Here is a 12,849-nt window from a genome sequence, read left to right as displayed (position 1 = left end):
TGACAAGGGGTAGCACCATGAGTGAAAACAATCGCCGACGGCGGGATCCGGACCGCCCGGATCCCGGCACCGGGGATGCCGACGTCCTCGTCCAGGACCCTGACCTGCCGCCGGTGGCGGTCGATGAGGCTGCGGCCGATTCCGAAGAACGCCGCTGGACGCCGCTGAAGATTGCTGTCTGGGTGGGCATCGCCCTGCTGGGCGGCATCAGCTGGACCATGCTGGCGATTGTCCGCGGCGAAACCGTCAACGCCATCTGGTTCGTCTTCGCCGCTGTCTGTACGTACCTGATCGGGTACCGGTTCTACTCCAAGTACATCGAGCGGCACCTGCTCAAACCCAACGACCGGCGCGCGACTCCGGCCGAGTACAAAGCCGACGGCAAGGATTACGCCGCCACCGACCGGCGGGTGCTGTACGGGCACCACTTCGCCGCCATCGCCGGCGCCGGCCCGCTGGTGGGTCCGGTCCTCGCCGCCCAGATGGGCTACCTGCCGGGCACAGTCTGGATCATCGTCGGCGTTATCCTCGCCGGAGCCGTCCAGGACTATCTGGTCATGTTCTTCTCCATGCGCCGCGGCGGGCGTTCCCTGGGCCAGATGGCCCGCGAGGAACTCGGCCTGATCGGCGGCACGGCAGCGCTCATCGCCACCCTGACCATCATGATCATCATTGTTGCCATCCTGGCGCTGGTGGTCGTGAATGCGCTCGGGGAAAGCCCGTGGGGCGTCTTCTCCGTGGCCATGACCATCCCGATCGCCCTGTTCATGGGCGTGTACCTGCGTTACCTGCGCCCCGGCAAGGTCAGCGAAGTCTCCGTCATCGGGTTCGTGCTGCTGATGCTCGCGATCATCGGCGGCGGCTGGATCGCCGACACCGAATGGGGTGTGGCGATCTTCTCCCTGGACCGTGTGACCATCGCCTGGGGCATCATCATCTACGGCTTCATCGCCGCCGTCCTGCCGGTCTGGCTGCTGCTGGCCCCGCGCGACTACCTCTCCACCTTTATGAAAATCGGCACGATCGTGATGCTCGCCGTCGCCATCATCATCGTCCGCCCGGAGATCAGCGTTCCGGCCTTCAGCGAGTTCGCCTCCCGGGACGACGGCCCGGTGGTCGCCGGCCCGCTCTTCCCGTTCCTGTTTGTCACCATTGCCTGCGGTGCGCTGTCCGGGTTCCACGCCCTGATCTCCTCAGGCACCACCCCGAAGATGGTCATGAAGGAACGCCAGACCCGGTTCATCGGCTACGGCGGCATGCTCATGGAGTCCTTCGTGGCCATCATGGCCCTGGTTGCGGCCATCTCCCTGGACCGCGGCATCTACTTCGCCATGAACTCCTCCGCAGCCGCCACCGGCGGAACCGTGGAGGGCGCCGTCGCGTTCGTGAACTCCCTGGGCCTGGTGGGCGTGAACCTCACGCCGGACATGCTCACCTCACTGGCCTCCGACGTCGGCGAGGAGTCCATCGTCTCGCGAACCGGCGGTGCGCCCACACTTGCGGTCGGCCTGGCCATGATCATGCAGAGCTTCATCGGCGGACCGGCAATGATGGCGTTCTGGTACCACTTCGCCATCATGTTCGAGGCGCTGTTCATCCTCACCGCCGTGGACGCCGGCACCCGCGTTGCCCGCTTTATGCTGCAGGACTCGATCGGCAACTTCATTCCGAAGTTCCGCGATACGGGGTGGCGGACCGGAGCCTGGATATGTACGGCGATTATGGTGGCCGGCTGGGGGTCGATCCTGATCATGGGAGTCACTGACCCGCTGGGCGGCATCAACACGCTCTTCCCGCTGTTCGGCATTGCGAACCAGCTGCTGGCAGCCATTGCGCTGGCCATCTGCCTGGCGATCCTGGCCAAGAAGAACGTCTTCAAGTACATCTGGGTGGTGGTGCTGCCGCTGGCCTTCGCGTCCGTCGTCACGATCACGGCCTCGATGTACAAGATCTTCTCGCCGGTGCCTGCCGTGGGTTACTGGGCACAGCACAACGCCTTCCGCAACGCACTGGATGCCGGAGAAACCAGCTTCGGCACAGCCAAGACCGTTGAAGCCATGGAAGCGGTGGTGCGCAATACCTTCGTGCAGGGCGTCCTGTCCATCCTGTTCGTGACCCTGGCGATCATCGTGATCATCACCGCGGTGATCGCTTCCATCCGGTCCTACCGCTCCGGCGGGGCACCGAGCGCCGAGGATCCGGCCGTGCCGTCGCGGACCTTCGCGCCGGCAGGCTTCTTCGCCACCGAGGAGGAGAAGAAGATCCAGGCACAGTGGGATGCGCTGCCGGAGGACAAGAAACCAGCAGCGGCGGGGCACTGATGACCGCCGTCGTCGGGCACCTGCGCGGATTCATTCGCTTCTTCCGTGACGTGATGGGGGAGGATGCGTACCGCAAATACCAGGCCCACCACGCGGCGTCGGGCTGCTCTTCCCCGCCGCTGACCGAGCGGGAGTTCTGGCGGGACAAGATGGACCGCCAGGACGCCAACCCCGGCGGGCGCTGCTGCTGACCCGGCAGCCGCGTCCCACCCCATCGAGAGGCCAGTTACGGCTCATTTCAGCCCTGAAAAGAGCCGCAACTGGCCTCTCGGTGGTGAGGGGAGAGGGTTGAGACGGTTCCCGGATGCTGCTTTGCTGGGGGAATGGCAGAAGACAAGAACCTACCCGCCGACCCCCACCTGCGTGAGGACATCAGCCTCCCGCTGCCGGAGCCGGACAACGAGGACGAGCACCTGGCCGAGGACGCCGGAATCCCTGAGGACGCCAAGGCAGGGCCGGAGTTCGATGAGAAGCACTACACGGCAGGCCAGCTCAATGCCGGGCAGTACGCCGCAGGACTCAGCCCGGACGGCGAGTACGCACAAATGCGCGGGGAAGAGCTGGAAAACGACTAAGCCCCGGACCATCCGGCAGCAGGCGTGAGAGCATTAATCCATGACTGAAGAGAACGGATCTGCGGCCGCCTCCGGGCTGGATACTTCCGGTTCACCGGCCGGCGGCAGTCCCTCGGAGTCCCCGGACCGGGACGGGACGGACCAGCCGGCCCGGGCCACCAGCCCGGACGGCGCCGGCCAGTCCGGCAGTGATGCCGCCGAGTCCGCAGTTGCCCAGCCGGCCGCCGCAAAACCCGGCCCGGCCAAGCTCAACGAGCTGGTGGACGAACCGGCCAAAGTCATGCGGATCGGAACCATGATCAAGCAGCTGCTTGAAGAAGTCCGCAACGCCCCGCTGGACGACGCCGCCAGGAACCGGCTTGCCGAGATCCATGAACGCTCGCTCAAAGAGCTCTACGACGGGCTGGCCCCGGAACTGGTGACGGAGCTCGAGCGGATCAACCTGCCGTTCCCGGACGACGCCACCCCCACGGACGCCGAGCTGCGCATCGCACAGGCCCAGCTGGTGGGCTGGCTCGAAGGACTGTTCCGCGGCATCCAGACGGCGATCGCCGCCCAGCAGACGGCCAACGCGCAGCTGCAGAGCAGACTCCAGCTGCGCCAGCTCCCCCCGGGCACCGTGCTGGCTCCCGGCGTCGTGATTGGCGAGAACGGCGAGCCCAGGCGTACCGGTACCGCCGCACAGCCGGGCCAGCAGCCCGGTGTGGGCAGCCGCGTTGAGCCCCACGCGGGTCCCGGACAGTATTTGTAGAGTTATCTGTAGAATTTCCGGCAGGATGGCACTTTTCGCAGCAGCCCGGCAGGGGCGCAAGGACGACACCGAACTCGGCAAGGGTGTGTGGCGCCGTGCCCACGACCGGTTTACCCGCGGCCTGGACCGGTACCACCAAATGCTTGAAGGGGTGGAGGACGACGCCCTGTACAACGAGCTGGCACTGGTGGCCAACAACCTGGCTGCGCTCCTCCCGCGGGTTCGGGCGGTCTGTGCCGGGGCCCAGAAACAGCTCCCCAGCACCGGCCAGGACATCCCCGGCGGACTGATCGCCGTGCACCGGGCGCTTTCCCGCTCCGGCAATTCGCTGGCGGCCGCCGCTGAGGCCGCGGCCATGTCCCGGCTCGAAGGCGAGCGGTGGGGGATTGCCTCGGCCGGCGTCGAGAACGTCCGCCGCCGCGCGGCCCTGGTTGAAGAGGACGTCGCAGAGGCAGAGCGGGTCCTCGCGGCCTCCGGCACCTGAGCGTTCCGTCAGCGCAAGAGCGCCGGCGGCGATTTCGCGTCCAGCTAACAGAGGCCCTTTTGGTCACGCGGACACCGGCATCGGGTGGAGGATGGGGACCATGACTACATCTCCACTCGTCACCTTTAATGACGGCAACACCATTCCCCAGCTCGGCTACGGCGTCTGGCGGGTTGAGGACGAACTCGCGGAAAAGACTGTGGGCATGGCTTTCGAAGCCGGCTACCGCCACATCGACACCGCCAAGATCTACGGCAACGAAGCCGGCGTCGGCCGCGCCATTGCCGCTTCCGGCCTGCCGCGTGAAGACCTCTTCATCACAACGAAGGTCTGGAACGCCGACCAGGGCTACGAAGAAACCCTGGCCGCCTTCGACGCCTCCATGGAGCGCCTCGGCCTGGAATACCTTGACCTGTACCTGATCCACTGGCTGCAGCCGAAGCAGGGCAAGTACGTGGACACCTGGAAGGCCCTGGTCGAACTGCAGAAGTCCGGCCGGGTCAAGTCCATCGGCGTCTGCAACTTCACCGTTGAGGCACTGCAGGAGATCATCGACGCCACCGGCGTTGTGCCCGTCCTGAACCAGGTGGAAACCCACCCGTACCTGGCCCAGACCGAACTGCGTGAGTTCGAGGCCAAGCACAACATCAAGCACGAGTCCTACTCGCCGCTGGGCTCCGGCCAGGGCCTGCTGGATGACGCAGTGCTGCAGCAGATCGCCGCAAAGTACGACGGCGCTACGCCCGCCCAGGTGGTCATCGCCTGGCACCTGGCGCTCGGCAACATCGTGATCCCGAAGTCCGTCACCGAGTCCCGCATCCGCGAGAACTGGGCTGCACTGGACCTCAAGCTCTCCGACGAGGACATCCAGGCGATCAATGCCCTGGATAACGGCACCCGTTTCGGCGCGGATCCGGCAACGTCCGACTTCGCGTAGATCCCAGCCTAAAAACGAGATAACAGAAAGTGCACGTCCCAGAGCTGGGACGTGCACTTTCTGTTATCTCGTTTTTAGGTAAGACGCTCAGGCGGCAGCTACGGCTTCCAGCGGTGCACGGAGCGGCAGGTCCCTGCCCTCCAGAATCACCTGGGCGCACTGCCAGGTGCGGGTGTTAACGATTACCGGAGCCAGCAGATTGACTGTGGTGCCGGCGTCGGACGGATTGGCAACCACCAGGACGCGTGCGTCGGCGGGGTCTTCCAGATGCAGCTGGCGGGCCTGCTCATCGCTGATCTCAGGGTTGTAGTGCGGCAGGTATACCGCTGCATCAATGGCGTAGAACCGCCGCACACCGGCTGACGTGTCCGTGCCGGTGAGGGAATACAGCCCGTGTGCGCCGTCGACGTCTTCCAGGGCGAACTCGGTCAGCGGCTCGAGGCCCGGGGGAGGAGCCAGAAAGGATACGGGAGTCGCGGTGCTCATCGCAGGAAGTCCATGAGGGTGGGCTGGAGCACCTTCGCGGTGACAGCAAGGGAAGACTGGTAGGCAAGTTCCTGAAGCTTCAGATCGAGGATGACCTGGGCGGTGTCCAGATCCTCAATGCCGGAGCGCCGGGTTTCCAGGCTGACGGACTGCTCCAAGTTGGTTTCCTCTGCTTTCAGGACCCGGGCGTGGCGGATACCGACGTCCGTTTGCTGGGTGATCACCCGCTGCATGCTTGCGTCGAGACCAGCCAGGTGTGTGCTGATATCGCCGTTGGCACGCAGCGCGGCGGTCAGCGAGTCCAGCTTTGTGAAGACATCCGGCTCACCGTTGACGCCGCCGAAGATGTCCGACGCGCTGGCATCCACGCGCACAGTTGTGTTGGCATCCAGACGGCGGTTCACCGGGCCGTCGCCGGCTCCGGTAAAGGTGTAGGTGGGAGGGGTGCCGGCAACGTCCACGGCCTTACCGGAATCGGAGTTCCCGGCGAAGATGTTCCGGCCCAGGAAGGACGTGTTGGCCTGCCCCAGCAGGTCCGACTTCAGGCCCTCGATCTCCGTGGCGATGGCAGCCTTGTTGGCTGGCGTGGCCGTGGCTGTCGATGCGGTGATCGCAAGGTCCTTGATCCGGGTGAGGATGTCATTGGTGCGGGTCAGCGCGGCATCGACGGTGGAGAGCCAGCTGTTCGCGTCTGTGATGTTGTTCTTGTACGCGGCGTTGGCGCGCATTTCTGCGCGGACCTTCAGCGCATCGGCGGTACCGGAGGGATCGTCGGAGGGCCGGGTGATGGCTGCCGAGGTCTGGGCCTGCTCCTGCAGCTTGGCCAGCCGGGACATGTTGGCCTGCAGGTTCTGCTGCGCGTTGCGCGTCAGCAGCAGGTTGGAGGTGCGGGTGATCACGGGTTACCTTCCCACAATGCCGGTGCGGTTGATGAGGGTGTCGAGCATTTCGTCGATGGCAGTCATGACCCGCGCCGCGCCCTGATAGGCGTGCTGGTAGGCCAGGAGGTTGAGGTTTTCCTCATCCAGGTCCACTGAGGAATTGGAAAGCTGCATGTCGACGGCGGCGGACGCCGCCACGCCGGCCAGATCCGCCTGCTGCATTTCCAGCCGGGTGCTGGCACCGATCCCGCTGACGAATTTCGTCCACACGGAGTCAGGTGACTCCGGGCCGGTTCCGAGCTGGGCGATGTCGTCGGCCACGGAGTTATCCAGGTTTCCCTTCCCCGCGGCTCCGGTCGCAATGCCCGACGCGTCAGAAGGAATCACTTTCAGGGAGAGGGCAGCCGGGCCGGGGCCGTGGCTGAAGAAGTCTCCCCGAACGTCTCCTGCGGTGTTGGTTCCCCCGTTGTGGAACCCGTTCACTGCGTCAGCCAAGTCCTTGGCGAACTTGTTGTAGCCTTCGGCAGCACCGGCGAGGATGCCGCCGCCTGCTGCGGGTGCCAGGACGCTGAGCGCACCGGCGATCTCCCCGCTGGTTGCCATGTTGACTCCGGGGCGGTGTGCCCACTCAAGCCGGGGAGCATCTCCGCCCATCTCAGTACCGCCGGCAACCTGCACCGGGCGGACGATGTCGCCGGAAACGATGGCGTTGCCGTCGATGAGTACGTCCACCATGCCGTTGTCCGATTCGCGCACGGTTCCGCCGGCCAGGGCAGCAATCGTGGTGGTCAGGGCGTTGCGCTGGTCGATGAGTTCGTTGGCAGTGCCGCCCGAGGCCAGCGTGGTGCGGATCTGGGCATTGAGCGAGGCTACCTGCGACGCGGCACCGTTGAGTTCCGCTTCCATGTCCTTGAGCTGCTTGTAGGCCCCTGTCCACTGTTCCTCGACTGCCTTGTAGCCGGCGGCAACCTGCGTGGTGAGGATGGTGGCCTGGCCGATCAGCGCCGTAGCGGCAGCTTCATCGCCCGGCTTGTTGGCAACACCCTGCCAGGCCGCCCAGAACTCGGTGAGGGAGGCAGAGATGCCGTTCTTGCCGGGTTCGTTGAGGCTGGTTTCGAGTGCTGCCAGGGCGTTGGCACGCACTGCGGAGAAGCCCGACGCCGCTGCGGTGCCCCGCACCCGGGCGTCCAGCTGCATGCTGCCCAGGCGGGCGATGCCGTCCACGGACACGCCTTGGCCTACCCGGGCCCCTGTGGCGAACTTGCCGGTGACCGCTGCCCCGCCCATGGCTGAGGTGGTGACGCGCTGGCGGGTGTAGCCGGGTGTGTTGACGTTGGCGATGTTCTGCCCGACGACGTCGAGTCCCTTACGGGCTGCGCTCAGACCAGAGTAGGCGGTGTTCAGACCGCTGAAGGTGCTCATGGCGTGCTGGTTCCTTTGTTCACGGTCTTAGAGTTGCTTGTCCACAATCCGGGCACCGCTTCCGGTGCCGGCCGAAGTGCCGCTGGACGTGTACGTCTTGCTTTCAGTGCCCAGCCCGGCGAGGGTTTCCTGGGCGGAGCGCGCGGCAGTCCGCAGGAACTGCTCGTTCGTGTCGCGCAGATCGCGGATACTTACCGTCAGTTCTGTCATCGCCTGCAGATGGGCCGTGAAGATCTCAGTCCACGGTCCGGGAGGAGCAGCGGCAATGATCTCCCGAAGAGTTGCATCTTCGGCTATGCCCCACTCCTGTGCGAGCTCGGAAACGGCCACCGTCCTGGCCAGATTCGCGGCGCGCAGGCGTTCAAGAACCTGTTCCACTTCCCGGGTAGCGTGCTGCAGCCACCGGGTTTTGCCGGAGGTTAGAAGCAGTTGTTCTTCTTCGAGCTTGAAAGTCAGGAGCTCCAGCAGCTCCCGTTCTTCCCAGAGTAACGCGGATAGTTTCTGGGTTCCCATGCCTAGCTCACCTCCTGCGACGCACGCAATTGTCTTGTTTTCCGAAGGATGTGGACGCACACCCTGCAACGGGCCAAAGACACCCGCGCGTTGCAGGCTCAAGAACTTTTAATCCGTCGGAAACACTTATCGGCGTCTGCATTCCCAATGTTAGTGGTATGTTGCAGCTATTACGCCAAAGTGAAGGTCTATCGGGAGTCTCAGCTCCTGTCCAAGCGGTCAGCGTGTTTTGTTGGGGAACAAGGACTTGGGGGTCCACTAGTTGAATCGCGATGAACGCAACCGTCTGGTTGTGGAGAACTTACCTTTGGTCGGATATCTGGTCTCAGAGGTGTGTGCCAAAGCCACGCATCTTTCCAGGGACGATCTGGCATCAGTAGGGGCAATTGCCCTGATTACGTCTGCCGACTCCTTTAACGCGGAGCTTGGTGTGCCCTTCGGCGCCTACGCACGGCGCCGTATTGTCGGTGCCTTTGCTGACGAGATGCGCTCGAACGACTGGGCTACGCGCACAGCACGCAAGCGCATCAAGGAAACCCTGGCCGTCAAGGAAGCACTGACCGCCGCACTGGGCCGCGCGCCCAAGGTGGATGAGATCGCTTCCGCCATGGGCGTTGACCGCTCTGCGGCCGAGGATGCCCTGGCCGATGCCTCGCGCACCGTCTCCCACCTGGACGACGCCGCTGCGGACTCGCTGGTGAGCGCGCTGCCGTCTCCTGAAGGGTCCGCGCTTTCTGCGGAGCGTATGCAGTACCTGCGGGCCGCGGTGGCTGCCCTGCCGGAGAAGATGCGCTACATCGTGGAACAGGTCTACTTCCACGACCGCTCGGTTAAGGACCTTGCCGCTGAGCTGGGAGCTACGCATTCTGCTATATCGCAGCAGCGTGCCGAAGCCGTCCGGCTTCTCCGCGACGGGTTGGGAACGCATTACTCCGACACTGAAACGCCCGCGCCGATCGAGTCGCGGATTTCGCCGGCCCGCCGAAACGCGTACCTTGCGTCAGTCGCGGAGTGGACCGCAGGCGGCCTGACCCGTCAGGATCCGCACCACAGCCCTGCCGGACTTCATGTTCCGGGCCATGGGCTGAACGCTGCGGTGTCCTAGCTCCCAGAAAACCAAAAAATCCTCTGACGAATTCCTAACACGCCCGTGATGAGGGCCGATAGCTAGGGGTACAGGCCCACGGACGGGCCTCGTAGTTATCGCCCAATCACGGAGGAATTCATCATGGGTTTCACAATTGCAACTAACACCTCGTCGCTCAACGCGATGCGTAACCTCAACCTGAACCAGACCAACCAGGCCAAGTCGGTGGAGCGCCTCTCCAGCGGCCTCCGGATCAACCGTGCAGCTGACGACGCTGCCGGCCTGTCTATCTCCGAAGGTCTGAAGAACCAGATCTCCGGCCTGACGCAGGCTGGCCGCAATGCTCAGGACGGCATCAGCCTGGTGCAGACTGCTGAAGGCGCACTGACCGAGGTCCACAACATCCTTAACCGTGTCCGTGACCTGGCCGTCCAGGCCTCAAATGACACGAACAACGATAAGTCACGCACCGCCATCCAGTCCGAAGTTGACGCACTGTCGGATGAACTCGTTCGCATCTCGACTACGACCAATTTCAACGGAATCAAGCTGCTCGACAACAGCGCCCTGGCGCCCGCTACACCTCCTACTGATTACAAGGCAACCCTGAAGATCCAGGTAGGTGCTGACTCCGGGGAAACAATCGATATCAACCTGGCGAACGTGCTCGACACTGTCACCACGCTGACTGGCCTGGCAAGTGACGGCACCGGTACTCGGACGCTGGACCTGTCCGATGCTGACGGTGCCGCTGCAGCAATCACTGCGCTGGATACGGCCATCGTTACCACCTCGCAACAGCGCGCTACCCTGGGCGCGCAGCAGAACCGCCTGGAGTCCACCGCACGTACCATCGCGGTCTCCGTTGAGAACCTCTCGGCTGCGAACTCCCGGATCCGCGACACCGACATGGCGCAGGAAATGGGCAACTTCACCAAGTCGCAGATCCTCTCCCAGGCCGCTACTGCAATGCTGGCCCAGGCAAACCAGATGAACTCCGGCGTTATGCAGCTCCTGCAGTAATAACGGAATCATCCGCGGAACGGCATGAGCTGCACCGCAACCGGCAGTAACCGCTTAACCGGCAGGTGAATGGCCGCTGGCGGGAAGAGAATGACTTGGACCTCACACTTTTCCCGCCAGCCCATTCCCTGCCTGCGGCGTTTTATCCGGCTTCGGCCAGCGGTCCCATTTCCAGCAGAACCACACCGGCTTTTCCCTCCGCAGCAGCGGGCCAGAACCTGAGGGAAACGTACAAGGAGCACTCGCATGGCGCTAGGCATCGACGGACTGATCAGCGGAATTGAAACCTCCGCCATGATCAAGCAGCTCATGGACATTGAGGCACGTCCGCAGGTCTTGCTGAAGAACAAGGTCAGCACCACCCAGACCTTCATTACGGCCCTGCAGAACCTCAACACAAAGATTGCTTCGCTGGCTGAGCATGCTGCCAAAGTATCGAAGCCCGCCGGTACGGACCTCTTCAAGGCCAGCACCACCTCGGACAAGGTCACTGCCACCACCACAGCCGGCGCCGCCGCCGGCTCCCTGGATATTTCCGTCACGCAGACGGCCACCGCTCAGGTTTCCCTCTCGTCAGCAATGGCAGCCTGGCCCTCCAACAGTGTCCTTGCGATCTCCGCTAACGGGACAGTCACTTCCTTTGACACGACCGACAAGTCGCTGGACGAGGTCATTAGCGAAGTCAACAAAGCCAACCTCGGCGTTACCGGCGTGAAGATTGCCACCGGAAGCGTCGACGGCGTCCAGCAGTACCGGGTTCAGTTCACCGCTGCCAAAACCGGCTCCGAAGGCGCGTTCACGGCCACCCTCGGCGGCACGGACATGGACGTACTCAAGTCGGCGCAGGACGCAAAGCTCACCCTGTGGGCAGGATCCCCCGCAGCGCAGGAGATCACCTCCTCCACCAATACCTTCAAGGCCCTGATGCCGGGTGTGGACATCACCCTCGCGGCGGACACTCCGGCCAACACTGCGCTGACCATCAACGTGGCCCGGGATGATGAAGCCATCTCCAAGGTCGCTTCGGACCTGGTTGCCGGGCTGGCTGATATGTTCGCGTACATTAACCGCAACAGCGCCGTAACGGTCTCCACGTCCTCCGGCAGCACCCAGGCCTCCGGCGGTGTATTCACCGGCGACGCCGGGATCCGGGACGTCAAGCGGCAGATGATGGAAGCTGCAACGTCACCGATTGACGGACGTTCCCCGTCGGAAATCGGCGTGGTGATTACCAAAGACGGCACCGTTGAGTTCAATGCGGAGAGATTCGCCGCAGCCATGGCGGCTGATCCGACCAAGACCCGAGAGACCCTGCAGACCATCGCCGGACGCGTGGAGGCTGCCGGCAAGGTTGCTTCGGATAAGTACGATGGCCTGATCACCCAGCGCATTACGGGCCAGGAATCCACTATCCGATCGTTGAATACTCAGATCGAGGATTGGGACCGCAGGCTGGCCAGCCGCGAATCAACCCTCAAGATGATCTGGGGCAACCTTGAAGTGAAGCTCAGCCAGCTGCAGAGCCAGCAGGACTGGCTCACCGGCCAGCTGGCCTCGCTGAACACCTCCGGCTCAGGAAAGAAGTGACCGTGAGCTACGGGCTGCAGGCCAAACGGGCCGAGTTTATCCGTGACGCGGTGATGTCCGCGTCCCCTGTCCGGCTGCTCACCATGCTGTATGACCGCATGCTCCTGGACCTGAACCGGGCCGAAGCCGCCCAGCAGGCGGGAAACTGGAAGGCGGCCAGCGAGCAGCTGATCCACGCCCAGAGCATCGTCGCCGAACTCAGCGGAACGCTGAAGGTGGACGAGTGGGAAGGCGGCGAGAACCTCCAAGCCATCTACGGCTACGTGATGAAGGCGATGGTGGAGGCCAACCTCCAGCACAGCGCGGCCATGACCCGGGAGTGCATCAACCTGCTTGAACCGCTTCGGGACGCCTGGCACGAAGCGGCGGCCCAGCTCCCGGCCCAGACACCGTCCGCAGCGGCGACCGGAACAGGCGGTACCCTCGGTGTCGGCTGAACCCACGCAGGAATACCTGCCTCCGCATCAGGAGAACCTTGACCGCTGGGACGAAGTCCTGACCCAGCTTGAGGACAACCTGGAAGCGTTTATGGACGGGAGCACAGTCCTGGACCAGGCCCGCACCGTTGCCAGTGCCTGGCATCCGCCGCATGACCTGGGCCCGCTGCCCGCCGAGTTCGCCACCCGCGCCCGGCTGCTGTCCATGGCGCAGCAGCGTGCTTATGCGCAGCTGCGCAGCGAATCCAGGATGATCCGGCAGCAGGCCGAGCTGATCCGAAGCGTCCCCAGCGCGTCCTCCGGCGGCGCGGTCTACCTTGACGTCGCGGGATAGCCGCACGGAGG

Annotated in this window: 15 protein-coding genes; 11 read left to right on the top strand and 4 right to left on the bottom strand. The window is 64.1% G+C overall.

The genetic code is table 11. From position 1 onward, the window contains the following. Positions 1 to 17: 17 nt before the first annotated feature. From ACWGQ2_RS08425 to ACWGQ2_RS08400, 6 genes are all read left to right on the top strand, one after another. The gene (locus ACWGQ2_RS08425) at positions 18 to 2,321 is read left to right on the top strand and encodes a carbon starvation CstA family protein (protein ID WP_452016211.1); all 2,304 of its coding nucleotides are present in this window, start codon (positions 18 to 20) and stop codon (positions 2,319 to 2,321) included. After that, positions 2,321 to 2,512, top strand: a complete 192-nt coding sequence (locus ACWGQ2_RS08420; RefSeq protein WP_194781513.1) for a YbdD/YjiX family protein — start codon at positions 2,321 to 2,323, stop codon at positions 2,510 to 2,512. Before ACWGQ2_RS08425 ends, ACWGQ2_RS08420 begins: the two co-directional genes overlap by 1 nt. Positions 2,513 to 2,644: 132 nt before the next feature. Further along, positions 2,645 to 2,896, top strand: coding sequence for a hypothetical protein (locus ACWGQ2_RS08415; RefSeq protein WP_452016209.1), 252 nt, complete (start codon positions 2,645 to 2,647; stop codon positions 2,894 to 2,896). A gap of 40 nt (positions 2,897 to 2,936) precedes the next feature. Then, complete coding sequence (locus ACWGQ2_RS08410; protein WP_452016207.1) at positions 2,937 to 3,647, top strand: bacterial proteasome activator family protein; 711 nt, start codon at positions 2,937 to 2,939, stop codon at positions 3,645 to 3,647. Positions 3,648 to 3,672: 25 nt separating this feature from the next. Beyond that, positions 3,673 to 4,131, top strand: a complete 459-nt coding sequence (locus tag ACWGQ2_RS08405; protein WP_452016205.1) for a hypothetical protein — start codon at positions 3,673 to 3,675, stop codon at positions 4,129 to 4,131. A gap of 100 nt (positions 4,132 to 4,231) precedes the next feature. After that, positions 4,232 to 5,068 (top strand): aldo/keto reductase, encoded by an 837-nt coding sequence (locus ACWGQ2_RS08400; protein ID WP_452016203.1) that lies wholly within the window; start codon positions 4,232 to 4,234, stop codon positions 5,066 to 5,068. Positions 5,069 to 5,155: 87 nt separating this feature from the next. Here ACWGQ2_RS08400 and ACWGQ2_RS08395 read toward each other — a convergent pair whose 3' ends face one another. From ACWGQ2_RS08395 to ACWGQ2_RS08380, 4 genes are read right to left on the bottom strand one after another with little or no spacing between them, the layout of a single operon-like run. Further along, positions 5,156 to 5,554, bottom strand: coding sequence for a flagellar assembly protein FliW (locus tag ACWGQ2_RS08395; RefSeq protein ID WP_452016201.1), 399 nt, complete (start codon positions 5,552 to 5,554; stop codon positions 5,156 to 5,158). Continuing rightward, positions 5,551 to 6,453: a flagellar hook-associated protein FlgL gene (gene flgL / locus ACWGQ2_RS08390; RefSeq protein WP_452016199.1), complete on the bottom strand. Its 903-nt coding sequence runs from the start codon at positions 6,451 to 6,453 to the stop codon at positions 5,551 to 5,553. Before flgL ends, ACWGQ2_RS08395 begins: the two co-directional genes overlap by 4 nt. Before the next feature lie 3 nt (positions 6,454 to 6,456). Then, on the bottom strand, positions 6,457 to 7,857 hold the full coding sequence (flgK, locus tag ACWGQ2_RS08385; RefSeq protein ID WP_452016197.1) for a flagellar hook-associated protein FlgK: 1,401 nt from the start codon (positions 7,855 to 7,857) through the stop codon (positions 6,457 to 6,459). Between the two features lie 27 nt (positions 7,858 to 7,884). Next, positions 7,885 to 8,370: a flagellar protein FlgN gene (locus tag ACWGQ2_RS08380; protein WP_452016195.1), complete on the bottom strand. Its 486-nt coding sequence runs from the start codon at positions 8,368 to 8,370 to the stop codon at positions 7,885 to 7,887. Between the two features lie 262 nt (positions 8,371 to 8,632). Here ACWGQ2_RS08380 and ACWGQ2_RS08375 point away from each other — a divergent pair, with 262 nt between their 5' ends. The 5 genes from ACWGQ2_RS08375 to ACWGQ2_RS08355 all read left to right on the top strand — a co-directional run bounded on the left by ACWGQ2_RS08375 (position 8,633) and on the right by ACWGQ2_RS08355 (position 12,838). After that, positions 8,633 to 9,475, top strand: a complete 843-nt coding sequence (locus ACWGQ2_RS08375; RefSeq protein ID WP_452016193.1) for a sigma-70 family RNA polymerase sigma factor — start codon at positions 8,633 to 8,635, stop codon at positions 9,473 to 9,475. Between the two features lie 123 nt (positions 9,476 to 9,598). Next, complete coding sequence (locus tag ACWGQ2_RS08370) at positions 9,599 to 10,480, top strand: flagellin N-terminal helical domain-containing protein (RefSeq protein ID WP_452016191.1); 882 nt, start codon at positions 9,599 to 9,601, stop codon at positions 10,478 to 10,480. Positions 10,481 to 10,726: 246 nt separating this feature from the next. Then, the gene (gene fliD / locus ACWGQ2_RS08365; protein ID WP_452016189.1) at positions 10,727 to 12,067 is read left to right on the top strand and encodes a flagellar filament capping protein FliD; all 1,341 of its coding nucleotides are present in this window, start codon (positions 10,727 to 10,729) and stop codon (positions 12,065 to 12,067) included. Continuing rightward, positions 12,064 to 12,504, top strand: coding sequence for a flagellar export chaperone FliS (gene fliS / locus ACWGQ2_RS08360; protein WP_452016187.1), 441 nt, complete (start codon positions 12,064 to 12,066; stop codon positions 12,502 to 12,504). The genes fliD and fliS overlap by 4 nt, the downstream gene beginning before the upstream one ends. Continuing rightward, positions 12,494 to 12,838, top strand: a complete 345-nt coding sequence (locus tag ACWGQ2_RS08355) for a hypothetical protein (RefSeq protein ID WP_452016185.1) — start codon at positions 12,494 to 12,496, stop codon at positions 12,836 to 12,838. Before fliS ends, ACWGQ2_RS08355 begins: the two co-directional genes overlap by 11 nt. The last annotated feature ends 11 nt before the right edge of the window (positions 12,839 to 12,849 follow it).

This window comes from Arthrobacter sp. NPDC055585 (genome assembly GCF_053619115.1).
The sequence above is the reverse complement of the archived record's forward strand: the minus strand, read 5'-3'. Positions and strand labels throughout refer to the sequence as shown.